This is a genomic window from Streptomyces sp. NPDC005706, assembly GCF_040631045.1.
Taxonomy (GTDB): Bacteria; Actinomycetota; Actinomycetes; order Streptomycetales; family Streptomycetaceae; genus Streptomyces.
Map to the genome: position 1 here is coordinate 349,720 of NZ_JBEXYS010000004.1, position 17,253 is coordinate 366,972.

Here is a 17,253-nt window from a genome sequence, read left to right on the forward strand (position 1 = left end):
GCGCCGTTTCAGGGGCGCCACAGCGGGTGCTCCCGTTCGGCCCACCGTCTGCTCACGGTGCCGGTCCGCAGTCCGCGCCGGGCCTCCGGGTCGCCGAGCGCCATGCCGATGTGGCCGGCCAGCACCACGCCGATCGTCAGGGCCAGCCAGTCGTGCACGAAGGTCGCCGAGGTCCGCCAGACCAGCGGGGTGAGACGGGTGAACCACATCATCAGGCCGGTGCCGAGCATGACCAGCGTGGCCCCGGCGATCCAGGCCGCGTAGACCTTCTGACCGGCGTTGAACTTGCCCGCCGGCCGCGAGGAGCGGCGCTTGTCCCGGCTCAGCGCGGCCCACAGCCAGACGCGGTCGTGGGGGCCGAAGCGGTTGAGGAAGCGCAGGTCGGCGCGGAAGGCTCGGGAGGCGAGGCCCAGCAGCACCGGGACGGGCAGGGCGAGCCCGGCGCACTCGTGGATGCGGACGACCAGTGCACGGCGGCCGACGAGCACGGCGAGCTGCGGGATGTAGAGGCAGGCCGCGGTGAGCACGCACACGCCCATCAGCGCGGCCGTGCCGCGGTGCACCCAGCGCTGGGCCGGGCCGAAGCGGCGGACGCGGGAGTCCGGCGGTGCCGGGGTGTCAGCTCGTAGGCTCATCGGTCCGTCCGTTCGACCGGCCCACCCAGGCGTCGACGTCGTAGCCGAGCCCCTCCCAGTAGCCGGGCCGGACGCGGTCGGTCACGGTGATGCCGGAGAGCCACTTCGCGGACTTGTAGAAGTACATGGGCGCCACGTAGAGGCGGACGGGGCCGCCGTGGTCGTGGCCGATGTCCTTGTCCTGCATGCGCAGGGCGACCAGGACGTCCCGGCGGCGGGCCTGGTCGAGGGTGAGGCTCTCGGAGTAGGTGCCGTCGAAGCAGGTGAAGCGGACCGCCCGGCCGGCGGCCCGTACTCCGGCCGCGTCCAGCAGCCGGGAGAGCGTCACGCCCTGGAAGGGGGTGCCCGGGACCCGCCAGCCGGTGACGCACTGGACGTCTCTGACCAGCCGGGTCTGCGGCAGCGCGCGCAGGTCGGCGAGGGTGTAGGTGCGCGGGTGGTCGACCAGGCCGTCGACGGTGAGCCGGTAGTCGGCAGGGCTCTTGTGCGGGACGGAGGCGGCCACCGAGTAGTAGCGGAAGCCACCGCCGTTGGGCAGCAGACCGGTCAGGCCCGTCGGGTCGCTGCCGAGGAAGCCTTCGAGGCCGCGTTGCACCACCGGGGCGGTGGCGACGCCCAGTGCTCCCAGGGCGAGGGTGCCGAGGAAGACACGGCGGCCGACGGGCCGGCCCTGGGCGCCGGGGTCCTCGGGCGGTTCGGGGTTCACCTGTTCATTCGAGCACTTCCGGCCGGGGCGGGGCCAGTGTGTGCGGACATCGGTCAGAGTTCCGTAAGGACTTCCCGGACGGGTGCGGGAGCGCTCCCGCCGTGTGGGTACGGGTGTCCGCCCAGCGCGTGGGCGCGGGCCGCGCGGAAGGCCGCCCACGGGTCGCGGTGCGGGTACGACCAGGGGACGGGGGTGGCGTGCCGGCCGATGCGCCGGAACAGGGCCGCCGCCTCGGCCGGGCGGCCGGCGCAGGACATCGCGAAGGCGAGGTGGTTGAGGTCGGTGTGGCGGCGGGGGTGTTCGTCGTGCTCCCACTCCAGCCACCAGTCGAAGGCCGCGCGCAGGACGCGGCGGGCCCGGGGGCCCGACCAGTGCCCGCTGCCGGACGGGTCGGCGGGCGCCAGGCCGGTGGCGGCCAGGACGCGGTAGCGCTCGGCGTACGCGACGACCGGCAGGACGGCCAGCGGGGAGTCGGCGGGGGCCTCGGCGGCGGCCCGCTCGGCGAGGTCGTACACCTCGTGGGACTCGGCCCGGCCGCCGTGGGGCCGTTCGGCGAGCCGGGCGACCAGCAGGTGGTGGGCGTGGTGGTGTTCGGGGTGGCGCTCGCGCAGCTCGGCGAAGACGCCCAGCAGTTCGCGCTCGGGGCCGAGAAGGCGCGCGAGCCGGAGCAGGCCGAGCCAGGGGGTGGGGTCGGCGGGGGCCAGGGCCGCCGCGGCGTGGCAGGCGCCGCGGGCCCGTTCGGGGCTCTCCTTGCCGCGTAAGGTCCGCCGGACCAGCGCGAGGGCGTGCAGGGCGGCGGCGTCGGGCGAGTCCGGTTCGGCGACCAGCCAGTCCTGGGCCCAGGCGGCGGCGTAGGGCGCGCCGGCGAGCACGGTGAGGCGGTGGCCCCTGCGGTCCCAGTCGTCGCCGGTGCGGCGCAGCAGGGCGCGCGTGGCCTGTCGCCTGCCCTGGGCCAGCGAGGCGCGGGCGGCGAGGAGCTCGGCGTCGTCCAGGGCCTCGTCGAAGGCGCCGGGGTCCTCCGGGGCGGTGTCGCCCGGCTGGTCCGGAAGGGCACGGCGGGCGCCGAGCAGAGACGGGATTGGGGGCACCGCGGGACTTCCTGTTTCTCGGGCTGCCATCGACCGATCACGCACAGCAAACCCGCAGCCAAGGTTTGCGTCAAGCGAAACCGGAGTGTTGCCCTCTTCAACCAGCTTGTGGCGCGGGGCACTTGGGGCACGGACGCGCTGGTCGCCGCCGGGTCCGGACGGTGTGCGGGCCAGAGGGTGTGGCGTACGCCATGGCACGGTGTCCCGGGAACGCTACAGTCGGCCACTACGCGTCCGTGGTCCGGCCGGATGATCGAGGTACGCAGCGTGTCCGTTCTGGTTCTCCTGCTCGCCGTGGGCGCCGCCGCCTGCGTGGGCTGCGGGTTCGTGCTCCAGCAGAACGCCGCGCAGCGGGCACCGCTCGGCGACTTCCTGTCGTTCCGGCTGCTGCTGGACCTGATGCGGGTGCCGCGCTGGCTGGGCGGCATCGCCCTGATGGTGGCCGGCATGGTCCTCGGCGCGGTCGCCCTCGGCAAGGGCGAGATCTCGCTGGTCGAGCCGCTGCTCGCGACGAACCTCCTGTTCGCGCTGGCCCTGTCGCGCCTGCGGACCGGGAAGTCGCTCGGCCGTCAGGGCTGGGCGGGGCTCGGGCTGCTGGCGGGTGGTGTGAGCGCGTTCATCGTGGCGGGCGAACCGCGCGGTGGCATCGCCGTCACCGACCCGCTGCGGCACTGGCTGATCATCGGTGTCATGCTCGGCGCGGCCCTGGTGCTCACCACCTGGGCCAAGCGGTCCCGGCTGGACGGGGGCCCGGTGCTGCTGGCCACCGCCGCCGGGCTGCTCTACGGCGTGCAGGACGCGCTCACCCGGATCAGCGGCACCCGTTTCGCGGCCGGCGGCTTCCCGGAGCTGCTCAGTGGCTGGCAGCCCTACGGCGTGCTCGCGCTGGGCGTCACCGGACTGGTCCTGGTGCAGAGCGCGTTCGAGACGGCCGAGCTGCGCATGTCGCTGCCGGCGCTCACCGCGGCCCAGCCACTGGCGGGCATCCTGTGCGGGGTGGGCTTCCTCGGCGACCGGCTGCGCACCGACACCGGGGCGCTGGCCTGGGAGGCGGCGGGGCTCGCGGCGATCGTCGCGGGCATCGTGCTGCTCGGGATGCACCCGGCGATGCCGTCCGGCGCGGCGGACCCGGAGCGCGCCCGGGACCTCCAGTCGCGCTGAGCCCGCGCGCCGGGCCCTGCTTGGATACGGGCATGAACCCTGCTGACGAGATCCTCGACATCGTCGACGAGAACGACCGGGTGGTGGCGCGGGCCCCGCGCGGCGAGGCGTACGCCCGGGGCCTGCGCCACCGGTGCGTCTTCATCCAGGCCCGGGACGCGGCCGGGCGATTGTTCGTGCACCGCCGCACCCCCACCAAACTCGTCTTCCCCTCCCTGTACGACATGTTCGTCGGCGGTGTGGTGGGCGCGGGCGAGTCCTACGACGCGGCGGCGCTGCGCGAGGCGGAGGAGGAACTGGGCGTGTCGGGGCTGCCCCGGCCGGAGTTCCTCTTCAAGTTCCTCTACGACGACGGGGCCGGGAAGAGCTGGTGGTCGGCGGTGTACGAGGTGTGCTGCGACCTTCCGGTGCGGCCCCAGGCGGAGGAGGTGCAGTGGCACGACTTCCTGTCGGCGGACGAGGTGGAGCGGCGGCTCGGCGAGTGGGAGTGGGTGCCGGACGGCGTGGCGGCCTACGAGCGGCTGCGGGCGTTCCGGTCGGCCCGGTGACGCCCCGGTAGGGTCCTGCGCGTGAGTGAGTTCGTACGCAACGTCCGGCTCTGGTTCGCCCCGGAGCGGGTGCGCGAGGAGGGCGGCACGCCCGACTACCGGTTCTCGCTGGCCAACGAGCGCACGTTCCTGGCCTGGCTGCGGACCGCGCTCGCGCTGATCGGCGGGGGATTCGCGGTGGACCAGTTCCTGCCGGACCTGCGCTGGGCGTGGCGGGTCGGCCTGGCGCTCGCGCTGCTCGGCGCGGGGGTGCTGTGCTCGCTGCGCGCGGTGAACCACTACGTGCGCTGCGAACGGGCGATGCGGCGGGGCGAGGACCTGCCGGCCTCCCGGTTCCCGGCGGTGCTGAGCCTGGTCGTCGCGGTGGTGGCGGTCGCGATGGTCGTGGTGGTGCTGGTGGGATGGGCGGGGTGAGTACGGCCGGCCGGGATCCGGGGCTGCAGCCGGAGCGCACCCGGCTGGCCTGGCGGCGTACGACGCTGTCGGCGGCCGTGGCCGCCGTGCTCGCGGTGCGGGCCGCGCTGCACGGCGGGGCGTCGGCCACCGCGGTCGTCGGATGCGCGCTGTGCTGCGCGCTCTGGCTGGGCCTCCTGTGGGTGGCCCACCACCGCATCCGCGTCCTGGCGGCCGGGGCCCGGCCGCCCGCGCTGGCACCGCGGCACGCCACGGCGGCCGCGCTGTGCGCGGTGGCGATGGCCGTGTGCGCGGTCGTGCTGGTGGTCTGAGCGGGCGTTCCCCGGCCCGGGAAGCGCCCGCGGGAACGGCCGCCGGGTCCGTGGCCGCCGGGGTCGGTGGCCGCCGGGGTCGGTGGCCGCCGGCGTCTAGGAGGTTCCCTCCGCCTCCCGGTCGACCGTGACGACGATCTTCCCGCGGGTGCGCCCCTCCTGGCTTCGCCGGTGCGCGTCGGCCGCCCGTTCCAGCGGGTAGGTCTCCTGGACGTGCACGGACACCGCCCCCTGCTCGGCCAGTTCGGACAGCTTGCGCAGGTCCCCGGCGTCGGGCCGGACGAAGTGGTAGCGGCCGCCGAAGCCGACCACCTCCGGGTCGGCGATGGACACCAGCCGGCCCTCCGGGGCGAGCAGGTTGGCCGAGACCTTCAGGGTGTCGCCGCCGATGGTGTCGAAGACGGCGTCCACGCCCTCCGGGGCGAGTCCGCGCACCCGCTCGGACAGGCCCTCGCCGTGGCTCACCGGCTCGCCGCCGATCCCGCGCACGAAGTCGTGGTTGCGCTCGCTCGCCGTGCCGATCACCCGGGCGCCGAGGTGGGCGGCGATCTGGACGGCCAGGGAGCCGACCCCGCCGGCCGCCGCGTGCACCAGGACGGTCTCGCCGCGCTTGACCTCCAGCGCCTTGACCAGGACCTGGTAGGCCGTCAGCCCGGCCAGCGGCAGCCCCGCCGCCTCCTCGAAGGACAGGTTGCGCGGCTTGCGCGCCAGGGTGCGCACGGGCGCGGCGACGTACTCGGCGAAGGTTCCCCGGGACAGGAAGTCCTCGCGGACGTAGCCGATGACCTCGTCGCCGACGGAGAACTCCGGTACCGAGGCACCGGGCCGCACCACCACTCCGCTGACGTCCCAGCCGGGGATCACCGGGAAGACGGCGTCCAGGATCTGGTCCAGGTAGCCCTCGCGGCACTTCCAGTCGACCGGGTTGACGGCCGCGGCGCGGACCTTGACCAGCACCGAGTCGGGGCCGACCTTGGGGTCGTCCGCCTCGCCGTACTCCAGCACCTCGGGCCCGCCGTAGCGGCTGTAGCTGATGGCCTTCATGCCCACGACCCTCCGGGGTCCTCGTGCGCCGCGCAACCGGTATGCCGAGATGTGCACCGTTCGCGTGACAACGTCCGCGTCGCCCTCACCGGTACCCCGAAGACGGCCGTCATGACAACCCGCCGGGCGCGGTGCACCGATTATCGTGGCTCCGGTCACGTTCGGGGGCCGGTTCGGCACGCGCACTGGACTACATACCGACCGGTCGGCATCATGAGACGCGTTCCTGTTCACCCGTTCGTAGGAGTGATGTATGAGCGCCGACCACCCGCCCGGACTCGATCTCGACCGGCTGCGCGCGCTGCTCGACCGTGAGCGGCCCGGCCTGGTGAACGGCTCCCTGTCGGGCCGGCTGATCGAGGGCGGACGGTCGAACCTCACCTACGCGCTCTCCGACGGCACCTCGCGCTGGGTCGTCCGGCGGCCGCCGCTCGGGCACGTGCTGGCCACCGCGCACGACATGAAGCGCGAGCACCGCGTGATCAGCGCCCTGCACCCGACGGAGGTGCCGGTCCCCCGCCCGGTGCTGCTGTGCGAGGACGAGGACGTGCTCGGGGCTCAGTTCTACGTCATGGAGTTCGTCGAGGGCACGCCCTACCGCACCGCCCAGCAGCTCGCCCCGCTCGGCGAGACGCGGACCCGGGACGCCGTGCTCTCGCTCGTCGACACCCTGGTCGAGCTGCACGCGGTGGACCCGGCGGCCGTGGGCCTTACGGACTTCGGGCGCCCGGAGGGCTTCCTGGACCGCCAGCTCCGCCGCTGGGGCAAGCAGCTCGACGCCTCCCGCAACCGTGAGCTGGCGGGCGTCGACGAGCTGCACGCGGCCCTCGGCCGCGCCCTGCCCACCTCGCCCGCCCCGGCCGTCGTCCACGGCGACTACCGGCTGGACAACGTGCTGATCGGCTCCGACGACACGATCAGGGCGATCCTCGACTGGGAGATGTCCACCCTCGGCGACCCGCTCACCGACCTGGGCCTGCTGGTGATGTACAGCACGCCGCTGGGCCTGCCGACGTCGCCGGTGTCCACGACCGCCGAGGCGCCCGGGCACCCCCGGCCCGCCGAGCTGATCGAGCGGTACGCCGCCCGCTCGGGGCGCGACGTCTCCGCCGTCTCCTGGTACACGGCGTTCGCCTGGTTCAAGCTCGCCGTGATCCTGGAGGGCATCCACTACCGGTACACGCTCGGCCAGACGGTGGGCCGCGGATTCGACCGGATCGGCGAGCTGGTGCCCGTCTTCATCGACCACGGACTGACCACTCTTCAGGAAGGCTGACCGGACATGGACTTCGCGTTCGACGCGCGCACCGAGGAGCTGCGCGCCAGGCTGCTGGCCTTCATGGACGAGTACGTGTACCCGGCCGAGCCGGTCGCCGAGGAGCAGCGGGCCGCGCTGGCCTCGCCCTGGGACACCCCGGCCGTGGTGGAGGAGCTGAAGGCCGAGGCGCGCCGGCAGGGCCTGTGGAACCTCTTCCTGCCCGATGCCGAGTACGGCGCCGGGCTGACCAACCTGCAGTACGCCCCGCTCGCCGAGATCACCGGCCGCTCCCCGCACCTGGCGCCGACCGCGACGAACTGCGCCGCGCCCGACACCGGGAACATGGAGGTGCTGGCGCAGTTCGGCGACGAGCGGCAGAAGAAGCAGTGGCTGGAGCCGCTGCTGGCGGGTGAGATCCGCTCGGCGTTCGCGATGACCGAGCCGGAGGTGGCCTCCTCGGACGCCACCAACATCACCACGCACATCGAGCGGGACGGCGACGAGTACGTCGTCACCGGCCGCAAGTGGTACATCTCCGGGGCGATGAACCCCGACTGCAAGATCTTCATCGTCATGGGCAAGACGGACCCGGACGGCGCCGACATCCGCCGGCAGCAGTCCATGGTGCTGGTCCCGCGCGACACCCCAGGGGTGACCGTGAAGCGCGCGATGCAGGTCTTCGGCTACGAGGACCACTCGCACGGCGGTCACGCCGAGGTGGTCTTCGACCACGCGCGCGTGCCCGTCACCAACCTGATCGGCGAGGAGGGCGGCGGCTTCGCCATCGCCCAGGCCCGGCTCGGCCCCGGCCGGATCCACCACTGCATGCGGCTGATCGGCATGGCCGAGCGTGCGATCGAGCTGATGTGCCAGCGCGCGGTGTCCCGGACCGCCTTCGGCAAGGCGCTGGCCCAGCAGGGCGTGGTGCAGAACTGGATCGCCGACGCGCGGGTCACCGTCGAGCAGCTGCGGCTGCTGGTGCTGAAGACCGCCTGGCTGATGGACACCGTCGGCAACCGGGGCGCGCACACGGAGATCCAGGCCATCAAGATCGCCACTCCGCGCGCGGTGGTCGGCATCCTGGACCGGGCGATCCAGCTGCACGGCGCGGGCGGGGTGAGCCAGGACTTCCCGCTGGCCGAGCTGTACGCCAGCGCCCGCACCCTGATGCTGGCCGACGGCCCGGACGAGGTGCACCAGCGGTCGCTGGCCCGGCGCGAGCTGAAGAAGTACCTGTAGGGGGACACGGGTGAGGGGCGGCCGCGCGGCGCGGTCGCCCCTCTTTCGTGCCCGGTTACGGGCGCAGCGCGCGCAGCAGCAGGTCGGCGAGGTGGTCGGCGACCTGCTGCGGGGTGAGCGGGCCGTCGGGGCGGTACCAGGTCGACAGGTGGTGGACCGAGCCGAAGTGGTAGTCCACGACCAGGTCGGCCGGGGTCGCGGTGGAGAAGACGCCCTCGCGCTGGCCCTCCTCGATGAGCGCGCGGAAGCCCTCGTGGTAGCGCCGGCGCTCGGCGCGCACCTGCTTGTTCTTCTCTGGGCTCAGATGGTGCATGGAGCGGAAGAAGATCATCGCGTCGTCGAGGTTCTCGATCGTCGTGACGACGACGTCGGCCGCCGCGCCCCTGAGCCGCTTCTCCACCGGCTCGTCCGCGTTGGCGAAGGTGTCGAGGCGCTCCTGCTGGATGCGCAGCACGCGCGCGTACACCTCGTGCAGAAGATCGTCCTTGGAGCCGAAGTAGTGGTACAGCGCCCCCTTGGTGACGCCGGCCGACTCCACGATCTCCTGCACCGACGTGCGGTCGTAGCCCTGCTCGGCGAAGAGGCGGGTGGCGGCGGCCAGCAGCCGCTGCGGGACGGGCGTCCCGTCTCCGTCCGTCGTCCTGGGCACTGCCGCCACCTGCCTTTCCGTCGTGTCTACCGACTGTCGTTACCGCTGCCCTGCGCCCGGGTGCGCAGTTCCCGCCGGAGGATCTTCCCACTCGCCGTCTTGGGCAGGTCGGGCAGGATCTCCACCTGGCGCGGGTATTTGTAGGCGGCCAGTCTCTCCTTGCAGTACACCGCGAGTTCATCCGGGTCCGGGTCGGCGCCCGGACGCAGGCTGATGAAGGCCTTGACGGTCTCGCCGCGGTAGCCGTCGGGGACGCCGACGACGGCCGCCTCGCGCACCGCCGGATGGGTGTACAGGACGTCCTCGACCTCGCGCGGCCAGACCTTGAAGCCGGACGCGTTGATCATGTCCTTCTTGCGGTCGACGACGTAGAGCCAGCCCCGCTCGTCCATGAACCCGATGTCCCCGGTGCGCAGTTCGCCGTCCGGGAAGGTCTCGGCGGTTGCGTCGGGGCGCCGCCAGTAGCCGGGGACGACCTGCGGGCCGCGTACGACGATCTCGCCCTGCTCCCCGAAGGGCAGTTCCTCGCCCCGGTCGTCCACGATCCGTACGACCGTGTCGGCGCCGGGCAGGCCGACCGAGAGCGTCCCGGAGACGGGGTCGACGGGTGACTCCAGGCCGGGCGGTACGGAGGCGCAGGGAGCGGTGCACTCGGTGAGGCCGTACCCGGTGCGGATGTACGGCCCGAAACGCTCGCGGAACCCCTCGACCAGGGCGGGCGGCACGGGGGCCCCGCCGGAGGAGATGTTCACGAAGGAGGAGAAGTGGTCCGGGGTGACGTCCGGGTGCGCGGCGAGGGCCATGAACGCGGTGGACGGGCCGACCGTGTAGTGCGGGCGGTGCTCGGCGAAGGCCGCCAGGACCACGCCCGGCTCGAAGCGGTAGGTGAGCACAAGGGTGCCGGCGCTGTTCAGGCAGGCGCCGAGCTGGCAGACCATCCCGGTGATGTGGAACAGGGGCGCGAGCGCGTAGTAGACGGGCGCCTCGGGCAGGGCGAGGCCGGTCCGCTGACGCTCGGCGTTGTGCATGATGTTGCCGTGCGTGTTGGTGGCGCCCTTGGGGGTGCCGCTGGTGCCCGAGGTGTAGCTGATCAGCGCGATGTCGCCGGGGCGCGGGTCGCGGCCCGCCGGGGCCCGGCCGCCCCGCCGGGCGACGGCCACGAGATCGTCGGTGTCGGGAGCCTGGGGCAGCCGCTCGAAGGTGAGCACGCGCGCGTCGTCACGGGTCTGGAAGTCCAGCTCGCAGCCGGTGAGCACGATCCGCACCGGCGAGTCCGCGGCCGTGTCCCTCAGGTACGACTCCCAGGCCCGGTCGGAGCAGATCAGCGCGGCGACCTCGCCGTCCCGCAGTACGTGGGCGACCTCGGCCGACTTGTACATCGGGTTGACGGGCACGACGGTGGCGCCCGCCTTCCAGGCGCCGAGGACCGCGAGCACGAAGTGCGGGGAGTTCTGCAGCAGTACGGCGACCCGGTCGCCGCGCTCCAGGCCGCGCTCCGCGAGGTGGGCGGCGACCGAGTCGGTGAGCTCGTCGACCTCGCGGTAGCCGAGGGAGGCGTCGAAGTAGGTGAGGAAGGCGCGGTCGGGGGCCTCGGCGACGGCGCGGCGCAGGGCGTGCACCAGGGAGTCGGCGGGGTCGACCGGGGCGCGCTGGGCCTCGTCGAGCAGGGCCAGCCAGGGCCGGGCGGCGTAGCGGGAGTCGCTCATCGGCCGGCCTCCCACTTGCGCTGGATGTGGTTCATGCCGGCCAGCCAGCGGTCGGGGGTGGCGGCCCGCGCCTGGTAGAACTCGGCGACCTCGGGGTGCGGCAGGATCAGGAAGCGGTCCTCCTCGATGCCCCGGAACAGTGCGTCCGCGACGTCCTCGGGCTCGATCGCGGTGGGCTGGAGCACCAGGTCGCCCGCGCTGCCGGTGGCGGCCAGCATGTCGGTGCGAACGCCCTGGGGACAGATGGCGTGCACCTTGACGCCCCGGTGGCGGTAGGTGAGCGACAGCCACTCGGCGAAGGCCAGCGCACCGTGCTTGGTGACGGCGTAGGAGGGGGCGCCGATCATGGTGAGCAGCCCGGCGGCCGAGACGGTGGAGACGAACCGGCCGGCGCCGCGCTCCAGCCAGCCGGGCAGCAGCGCCTGGGCCGCGCGGACGTGCGCCATCACATTGACGTCCCAGGACAGCGCCCAGGCCCGCTCGTCCAGGGGCGCGCCGGCTCCGGCGTCCTCGAAGGCGACGCCGGCGTTGGCGCAGTAGACGTCCACGGTGCCGCCGAGCGCGTCCCGGGCCTCGTCGACGACGGCCGAGGCGTCGCCGGGCACGGCGATCCCGCCGATCTCCCCGGCCACGGCCTCGGCCTTCTCCGCGTCCAGGTCGTTGACGACCACGCGGGCGCCCTCGGTGGCGAACCGCCGGGCCAGCGCGGCCCCGATCCCCCCACCGGCTCCGGTGACGACCACTCCCGCATCCTGCACGGCTTTCACCATCGGTCTCCTTCGACGCGACGCGACTCGGCTCAGCGACGGCCAGACTAACCGGTCGGTATGTGTGAGGGAAGGGCCGCCGGAGCAAACCTAGGCAGGCCCCGAGGGCGCGCGGGGCCGTACCGGTGTGCGACTCCGCGGCGTGGGCTCGACCCGCCACGCACGGTCCGCACTTCCCTACCCGATGGAGGTCTCCTCGTGCATCTGTCCAGACGGAGCGTACTGGCGGCGGCCACGGTGACCGCCGCCCTCCCGGCGGCACCGGCGGCCGCCGCGGAGCATCCGCGCACGGGCTTCGAGCGGCTCGCGGCCGACGGGTACCGCGTCCTCGACGGCCGGCGCGTCGGCGTCGTCACCAATCCCACCGGCATCACCCGGGACGCCCGGCACATCGTCGACGTCATGCACGCGGACCCCCGGGTGCGGCTGACCGCCGTCTTCGGCCCGGAGCACGGCTTCCGGGGCACCGCCCAGGCGGGCGGCTCGGAGGGGCGCTACGACGATCCGGCGACCGGGCTGCCGGTCTACGACACGTACCTGAAGAGCGGTCAGCCGCTGGCCGACGTCTTCACCGCCTCCGGGGTGGACACGGTCGTCTTCGACATCCAGGACGTCGGCGCCCGTTTCTACACGTACATCTGGACGCTCTACGACTGCATGGAGGCGGCCGCTCTCGCGGGCAAGAGGTTCGTCGTGCTCGACCGGCCCAACCCGGTGACCGGCCGCTCGGCCCAGGGCCCGGTGCTGCACCGGGAGTTCGCCACGTTCGTCGGCCGGCAGCCGATCGCGCAGGCGCATGGGATGACGGTGGCCGAGCTGGCCCGGCTGTTCAACGGGGAGTTCCTGGACGAGCCCGTCCCGCTGGAGACGGTCCTTATGACGGGCTGGAAGCGCGACCGGTTCTACGACGCCTCGGGCCTGCCCTGGGTGCCGCCGAGCCCGAACATGCCCACCCCGGACACCGCGCTGGTGTACCCCGGCACCTGCCTGTTCGAGGGCACCAACCTCTCCGAGGGACGCGGTACGACCCGGCCGTTCGAGCTGCTCGGGGCCGAGGGCATCGACGGGCGGTGGGCCGAGGCGGCCAACGGGGCCGGGCTGCCGGGCGTGCGGTTCCGGGAGGCGTACTTCGCGCCCACGTTCTCCAAGTTCCAGGGGAAGACGGTCGGGGGCGTGCAGATCCATGTGCACGACCGGGACGCCTTCGATCCGGTGCGCACCGGGATCGCGCTGCTGGTGACCGCCCGGAAGGTCTGGGACGGCTTCGCCTGGCGCCCGGACAACTGGATCGACAAGCTCACCGGATCCACCCGGGTGCGGACGATGATCGACGCGGGCGCGGACACCGACGAGGTCGTCGGCGCCTGGCAGGGCGAGCTGGCGGCGTTCCGGCGGGTCCGCGGGAAATATCTCCTCTACAGGTGAGCCGCCCGCTCTGGCCAACTCCCCCGGTCAGCGGGACGATGCGCCCACATCGCACCGTTTCGGGGCACGAGGGAGCCTGTCATGGCGGAGCCTGGGATGAGCGTGTCTCCCTACTGGGAGCTGACCTTCGACGCGGACGGGGACTTGGACGGCCCCGAACGGGACCGGCTGCTGGCACAGGTCACGGAACGCGGCGTCCGTGACCTGATCGTCTTCGCGCACGGCTGGAACAACGACCGTTCGGGCGCGACGGCGCTGTACCGCGCGTTCTTCGCCCCGGTCCCGGGCCTCGCCCCGAGGGCCCGGATCGGGTACGCCGGCGTCATCTGGCCGTCGATGCGGTTCTGCGACGAGCCCATCGGGGACCTGCCCCGGTCGGTGGCGGCCGTGGAGGCGCAGGCGGCGCCGGGCCCGGCGCTGGACAAGGACACCCGGCGCGCCCTGCTGCGCGCCTTCCCGGACCGGGCCACCGTGCTCGACCGGCTGGCCCGGCTGCTGGACGAGCAGCCGGCCGGGGACGAGGGGCTCGCGGAGTTCGGGCGCCTGGCGCGGCTGCTCGTCGAGCGGGGACCGGGCACGCCCGCGGTGGCGGACGTCCCGGAGGAGGACGGGCCGGCCCTGTTCCGCGGTGACCCGGCGGCGGCCTGCGCGGAGCTGGCCGACGCCCTGGCGGGCCTCGGCACGGCGGAGGGGTTCACGCTGCCGAACCCCTGGAACGGGGCCAAGGAACTCCTGCGGCAGGCCACGTACTACACCATGAAGCGGCGGGCCGGGACGGTCGGCGAACACGGGCTGGGGCCGGTCGTCGGACGGCTGGCCGCCACGGCGCCGGGCGTGCGGGTGCATCTGGTCGGGCACAGCTTCGGCGGGCGGCTGGTGTCGTTCGCGCTGCGCGGGCTGCCCGCCGGGGTGCGCACGGTCAAGTCCGTGACGCTGCTCCAGGGCGCCTTCTCCCATTACGCGTTCGCCGCCCGGCTGCCGCACGACCCGGACCGCGCGGGGGCGCTCGGGGACCGGCAGAAGCGGATCGACGGCCCGCTGGTGTGCTGCTACTCGCGCTTCGACTCGGCGCTCGCCACGTTCTACCCGCTGGCGTCGCGCTGCGCGGACGACGACCGCTCGGTCGGCGGCCTCGCGCTCGGCCGGATGGTGGGCGACCGATGGGGAGCCATGGGCCACGACGGGGTGCGGGGGGTGGCGGGGACCGGCGCCCTGGACCTCGCCGCGGCCCTGCGCGGACCGCTGCCCTCGTCGGGCTGTGTGAACGTCGACGTGGCGGCGGTGGTGCGGCGCGGAGGCGCGCCGAGCGGGGCGCACAGCGACATCGTGCACCCGGAGCTGGCGCGGGTGGTGCTGGCGGCGGGCCGCATCGCCTGACCCGCCGCCGCCGGGGTGTCACCGGTGCGAGGTGTACTCCACGACCTGCTGGAAGGTCGGCCGGTTCTGCCAGCCGATCCGCCCGTGCTTGACGCCGCCCAGGGGGCGCTGCGCGATGGAGTCGGCGCACCACTGGTCGCCCGCCGAGCACTGGTCGTCGCCGGGGTAGACCTGGGCCGCGGTCTTTCCGGCCGCCTCCTTCAGGGTGCTGATCAGGACGTCCCGGCAGGCGCCCGGGCCGCCGCCGCCGCAGTACTCGCGTGTCAGGCCGTCCCGCACGGGCTCACCGAGCACCGCCCGGATGTCCTTGTCGACATAGCTCCACCAGCCGTACTGGAAGGAGCTGCCGGCGTGCGATCCGGTCGGGCCGTGACCGGCCGACGGGGCCTCGTCCACGGGGAGGTTGCCGGTGAACGCGGTGTACAGGTCGCTGCCCAGACCGGGTTCGAACTCGGCCTTCACCAGCAGCGGCCACCAGGCGTCCAGGATCCGGACGGCGTCCGCGTCGGCGTACTTCCTGGAGCCGGCCGAGGTCTCCGTGCGTTTCGCGCCCGCGGTCACCCACGCCTGGAGCCTGCTCACCGCCGCGGCGGCCGTGGAGTCGGTCACCGGCGAGGAGCCGATCACCTTGAGCAGCTTCGGCAGCACGTCCTCGGCGCGCAGGTCGGCGAGGGCCGCGTCCGCCATGGCCTGCACCACTTTGGTACGGGTCACCCCGCCGGCCGCGACCAGCTTCGCCACGCGGTCGTCCAGCAGGTCGCCGCGGTGCACGGACCCGTCGCCCCAGGAGGCGGTCGTGTAGTCCGCGGCCTGCTTGTTGTTCCAGGAGATGTAGTAGTCCTGGTCGACGGAGTTCGGATGGGCGGAGGCCGGGGTGTAGTCGGCGGTGTTGGTGGCCGGGTCCCAGTTCCGCCACTCGTAGGCGGGCTCGGCCAGTACCGGGAACTCGGCGTCGACGCCGCTCGCCCGGACCGGATTGTCGCCGCTGTTGTAGTACGCGGTGTGCTGCGAGTCGGCGTAGAGCCAGTTGAAGGTGTAGTTGATGTGCTGGGCCGCGCTCTGGAAGTCCTTCGGGCCCTTGACGTAGCCGGGGTCGTTGAGCATCTGGAAGCCGATGATCGAGTCGGCCTCGTGCAGATAGGAGGAGCGCAGGGTGGTGTAGGCGACCTTCTTGCCGCCGACGGTCGCGCGGTACTGCACCGGTCCGTACTTGGTGCGCCACACCCGCATCGTGTACGAGCCCGCGGCGGTGCCGTCGGCCACGGTGGGCTTCCAGGCGTTCTTCCGCTCGACCTGGTCCATGGCCGTGCAGGTGCCGTGGTACAGGTAGTGGTGGTCGTCCTGGCACAGCTCGACGGCGTAGGTGTCGATGATGTCCTGGCCTGAGGTGGTCGCGCTCCAGGAGTAGTCCTGGCCGCGGCCGAGTTCGACGTACATGCTCAGACCCGCGAAGGAGGCGCCGCGGGCGCTGATGCCGGGGCCCTGGATCTCCTGGAGCAGGAGCAGTTGCGGGGCGAAGTAGCCGGTCTGCGGTCCGAAGACGGCGACGGGGCGGCCGCTCGCGGTGTACTTGCCGCTGACCACGAGGGCGTTGGACATGCCGCGCCGGGCGGAACTCAGGGCGGTTCTCGCCGCCGCGCCCGACGCGCTCTTCGCGCCGGCGGTGGCCGCGCTGCCGGTGCGGTCGTAGACCAGCGGCTCCTCGGTCACCGAGCCGGCGTCGGGCAGCGCCGTGCCCTCGGGGTCGGCGGGCCGGCCGGCGTACGGGAAGCTCGTGCCGTCGTGGACGGTGAGGGCCGCCTCGGCGTCGTTGCGCATCCGGAACGACTCCCAGACCCTGGTGCCTTCCACCACGCCGTACTTGGACTGGGCGGCGATCAGGGAGAGCGCGTTGTTCACCTCGCCGCCGCCGCCCGAGCCGAACAGCGAGCCGACGACGGAGGCGAGGGCCACCAGGTCGGTGATCTTGAAGTGGTCTATGGTGCCGGCGTTGGTGACGGAGTCCTTGTGGCCGGTCAGGACATACTCGCCGGGGAAGTAGCGGCCGCTGTCGGAGGCGTCGATGTAGGAGTTGATGCCGTCGAGGTAGGCGTTCGCGTCGGTGAGGGCCTGCTGCCCGCGGGTGCCGTTGTGCGCGACGGCGTTGTCGATCTGCGCCTGCAGGTCGGCCTCGGTGTACGGCGCGTCGCGGTAGAACTGCTGCTCCAGGCCCTGGTTGGCGGCCGCGCCGCCCGCGAAGCCGGTGAGCTGCCCGCGGCCCACGTGCCGGAAGACGTCCATGAGCCACAGCCGGTCCTCGGCGGCGGCGTATCCGGCGCCGAACTCCGTGCCGTACCGGCTGGTGCCTGTGATGTGCGGCACACCGGTCTTCTTGTCGCGCACGATGGTCACGTCACCGCGCCCGGCCGGCTTCTCGGTGGAGGCGACCTGGTCGGAAGGGACGCCGAAGGACGCGTCGTTGAAGAAGGTGTTGATCTTCGCGTCGGTGAGCCCCTGGTATCCGGTCGCGAGGCCGGCGTAGGGGCCGAGCTGGTCCTCGGCGTGTGCGGGCTGGGTGCCGAAGGCCTGGTTGAGCAGGATCTGGGCGAGAGTTGCGTTGCCGTTCTCGCCGGGCGGCAGGATGTCCGAGCACTGGCCGCCGCAGTAGTCGTTCGAGGCGGCGGCGGTGTCCGCGGCGGTGGCGCGGGTGACCGGTGAGAGAAGTCCGGCGACGAGAACGCATATCGACGCCGTCTTCAGGAACCCGGTGAGCCTGCGGGGAGTTCTCAGTTTGTCGAACAGCACGTTGCGTGGGGCGCGCCGTGGCATGGCAGCTCCTCCCGACGGGGATGGGCCGGACGTTACCGCCGGTATCCCCGGGATTGAAGATGAACATGCGTCAACTTTCGGAGTCACCGGAGCGGCGCCCGGCGGTCAACCCGGGGC

At 73.2% G+C, this 17,253-nt stretch carries 16 protein-coding genes; 8 read left to right on the forward strand and 8 right to left on the reverse strand.

Annotated elements, in window-relative coordinates; translation table 11 throughout:
- Nucleotides 1–8: 8 nt before the first annotated feature.
- Genes ABZ478_RS10670 through ABZ478_RS10680 form a run of 3 tightly spaced genes read right to left on the reverse strand, consistent with a single transcriptional unit; the run spans nucleotide 9 to nucleotide 2,429 of the window.
- Nucleotides 9–635 (reverse strand): cytochrome b/b6 domain-containing protein, encoded by a 627-nt coding sequence (locus tag ABZ478_RS10670; RefSeq protein WP_359547275.1) that lies wholly within the window; start codon nucleotides 633–635, stop codon nucleotides 9–11.
- Nucleotides 619–1,341 carry a molybdopterin-dependent oxidoreductase gene (locus ABZ478_RS10675; RefSeq protein WP_359547278.1) on the reverse strand — a complete coding sequence of 241 codons (723 nt, stop codon included), beginning with the start codon at nucleotides 1,339–1,341 and terminating at the stop codon, nucleotides 619–621. The genes ABZ478_RS10670 and ABZ478_RS10675 overlap by 17 nt, the downstream gene beginning before the upstream one ends.
- Before the next feature lie 53 nt (nucleotides 1,342–1,394).
- Nucleotides 1,395–2,429, reverse strand: coding sequence for a hypothetical protein (locus tag ABZ478_RS10680; RefSeq protein WP_359547280.1), 1,035 nt, complete (start codon nucleotides 2,427–2,429; stop codon nucleotides 1,395–1,397).
- Between the two features lie 249 nt (nucleotides 2,430–2,678).
- Between ABZ478_RS10680 and ABZ478_RS10685 the strand changes: the two genes are divergently transcribed.
- From ABZ478_RS10685 to ABZ478_RS10700, 4 genes are read left to right on the forward strand one after another with little or no spacing between them, the layout of a single operon-like run.
- Nucleotides 2,679–3,590, forward strand: a complete 912-nt coding sequence (locus tag ABZ478_RS10685; protein ID WP_359547282.1) for a DMT family transporter — start codon at nucleotides 2,679–2,681, stop codon at nucleotides 3,588–3,590.
- Nucleotides 3,591–3,622: 32 nt separating this feature from the next.
- Nucleotides 3,623–4,138, forward strand: a complete 516-nt coding sequence (locus ABZ478_RS10690) for an NUDIX domain-containing protein (RefSeq protein ID WP_359547285.1) — start codon at nucleotides 3,623–3,625, stop codon at nucleotides 4,136–4,138.
- 21 nt (nucleotides 4,139–4,159) lie between these two features.
- Entirely contained in the window at nucleotides 4,160–4,552 is a 393-nt protein-coding gene (locus tag ABZ478_RS10695) for a DUF202 domain-containing protein (RefSeq protein WP_199209958.1), read from the forward strand.
- Entirely contained in the window at nucleotides 4,540–4,863 is a 324-nt protein-coding gene (locus ABZ478_RS10700) for a DUF202 domain-containing protein (protein ID WP_358935026.1), read from the forward strand. Before ABZ478_RS10695 ends, ABZ478_RS10700 begins: the two co-directional genes overlap by 13 nt.
- Nucleotides 4,864–4,959: 96 nt before the next feature.
- Here ABZ478_RS10700 and ABZ478_RS10705 read toward each other — a convergent pair whose 3' ends face one another.
- The gene (locus ABZ478_RS10705) at nucleotides 4,960–5,907 is read right to left on the reverse strand and encodes an NADP-dependent oxidoreductase (RefSeq protein ID WP_359547287.1); all 948 of its coding nucleotides are present in this window, start codon (nucleotides 5,905–5,907) and stop codon (nucleotides 4,960–4,962) included.
- Nucleotides 5,908–6,160: 253 nt separating this feature from the next.
- Here ABZ478_RS10705 and ABZ478_RS10710 point away from each other — a divergent pair, with 253 nt between their 5' ends.
- Both ABZ478_RS10710 and ABZ478_RS10715 read left to right on the forward strand, forming a co-directional pair.
- Nucleotides 6,161–7,183 carry a phosphotransferase family protein gene (locus ABZ478_RS10710; protein ID WP_359547289.1) on the forward strand — a complete coding sequence of 341 codons (1,023 nt, stop codon included), beginning with the start codon at nucleotides 6,161–6,163 and terminating at the stop codon, nucleotides 7,181–7,183.
- A gap of 6 nt (nucleotides 7,184–7,189) precedes the next feature.
- Nucleotides 7,190–8,404: an acyl-CoA dehydrogenase gene (locus tag ABZ478_RS10715; protein ID WP_359547291.1), complete on the forward strand. Its 1,215-nt coding sequence runs from the start codon at nucleotides 7,190–7,192 to the stop codon at nucleotides 8,402–8,404.
- A gap of 55 nt (nucleotides 8,405–8,459) precedes the next feature.
- Here ABZ478_RS10715 and ABZ478_RS10720 read toward each other — a convergent pair whose 3' ends face one another.
- From ABZ478_RS10720 to ABZ478_RS10730, 3 genes are read right to left on the reverse strand one after another with little or no spacing between them, the layout of a single operon-like run.
- Complete coding sequence (locus ABZ478_RS10720; protein ID WP_358935018.1) at nucleotides 8,460–9,053, reverse strand: TetR/AcrR family transcriptional regulator; 594 nt, start codon at nucleotides 9,051–9,053, stop codon at nucleotides 8,460–8,462.
- A gap of 26 nt (nucleotides 9,054–9,079) precedes the next feature.
- Nucleotides 9,080–10,759 (reverse strand): AMP-binding protein, encoded by a 1,680-nt coding sequence (locus ABZ478_RS10725; RefSeq protein WP_359547292.1) that lies wholly within the window; start codon nucleotides 10,757–10,759, stop codon nucleotides 9,080–9,082.
- Entirely contained in the window at nucleotides 10,756–11,529 is a 774-nt protein-coding gene (locus tag ABZ478_RS10730; RefSeq protein WP_359547294.1) for an SDR family oxidoreductase, read from the reverse strand. Before ABZ478_RS10730 ends, ABZ478_RS10725 begins: the two co-directional genes overlap by 4 nt.
- Nucleotides 11,530–11,724: 195 nt before the next feature.
- Here ABZ478_RS10730 and ABZ478_RS10735 point away from each other — a divergent pair, with 195 nt between their 5' ends.
- Nucleotides 11,725–12,951 carry a DUF1343 domain-containing protein gene (locus ABZ478_RS10735; RefSeq protein WP_359547297.1) on the forward strand — a complete coding sequence of 409 codons (1,227 nt, stop codon included), beginning with the start codon at nucleotides 11,725–11,727 and terminating at the stop codon, nucleotides 12,949–12,951.
- An 81-nt stretch (nucleotides 12,952–13,032) separates the two neighbouring features.
- Nucleotides 13,033–14,328, forward strand: coding sequence for a serine-threonine protein kinase (locus ABZ478_RS10740; RefSeq protein WP_359547300.1), 1,296 nt, complete (start codon nucleotides 13,033–13,035; stop codon nucleotides 14,326–14,328).
- 18 nt (nucleotides 14,329–14,346) lie between these two features.
- Here the strand turns inward: ABZ478_RS10740 and ABZ478_RS10745 are convergent, their stop codons facing one another.
- Nucleotides 14,347–17,136 (reverse strand): penicillin acylase family protein, encoded by a 2,790-nt coding sequence (locus ABZ478_RS10745; RefSeq protein ID WP_359547302.1) that lies wholly within the window; start codon nucleotides 17,134–17,136, stop codon nucleotides 14,347–14,349.
- Nucleotides 17,137–17,253: the final 117 nt, after the last annotated feature.

Excerpts from the sequence above, each read along its gene's own strand:
- ABZ478_RS10670 (WP_359547275.1), bottom strand. The coding sequence starts at position 635 with ATGAGCCTACGAGCTGACACCCCGGCACCGCCGGACTCCCGCGTCCGC.
- ABZ478_RS10685 (WP_359547282.1), top strand. The coding sequence starts at position 2,679 with ATGATCGAGGTACGCAGCGTGTCCGTTCTGGTTCTCCTGCTCGCCGTG.
- ABZ478_RS10690 (WP_359547285.1), top strand. The coding sequence starts at position 3,623 with ATGAACCCTGCTGACGAGATCCTCGACATCGTCGACGAGAACGACCGG.
- ABZ478_RS10700 (WP_358935026.1), top strand. The coding sequence starts at position 4,540 with ATGGGCGGGGTGAGTACGGCCGGCCGGGATCCGGGGCTGCAGCCGGAG.
- ABZ478_RS10705 (WP_359547287.1), bottom strand. The coding sequence starts at position 5,907 with ATGAAGGCCATCAGCTACAGCCGCTACGGCGGGCCCGAGGTGCTGGAG.
- ABZ478_RS10710 (WP_359547289.1), top strand. The coding sequence starts at position 6,161 with ATGAGCGCCGACCACCCGCCCGGACTCGATCTCGACCGGCTGCGCGCG.
- ABZ478_RS10715 (WP_359547291.1), top strand. The coding sequence starts at position 7,190 with ATGGACTTCGCGTTCGACGCGCGCACCGAGGAGCTGCGCGCCAGGCTG.
- ABZ478_RS10725 (WP_359547292.1), bottom strand. The coding sequence starts at position 10,759 with ATGAGCGACTCCCGCTACGCCGCCCGGCCCTGGCTGGCCCTGCTCGAC.
- ABZ478_RS10730 (WP_359547294.1), bottom strand. The coding sequence starts at position 11,529 with ATGGTGAAAGCCGTGCAGGATGCGGGAGTGGTCGTCACCGGAGCCGGT.
- ABZ478_RS10740 (WP_359547300.1), top strand. The coding sequence starts at position 13,033 with ATGGCGGAGCCTGGGATGAGCGTGTCTCCCTACTGGGAGCTGACCTTC.
- ABZ478_RS10745 (WP_359547302.1), bottom strand. The coding sequence starts at position 17,136 with ATGCCACGGCGCGCCCCACGCAACGTGCTGTTCGACAAACTGAGAACT.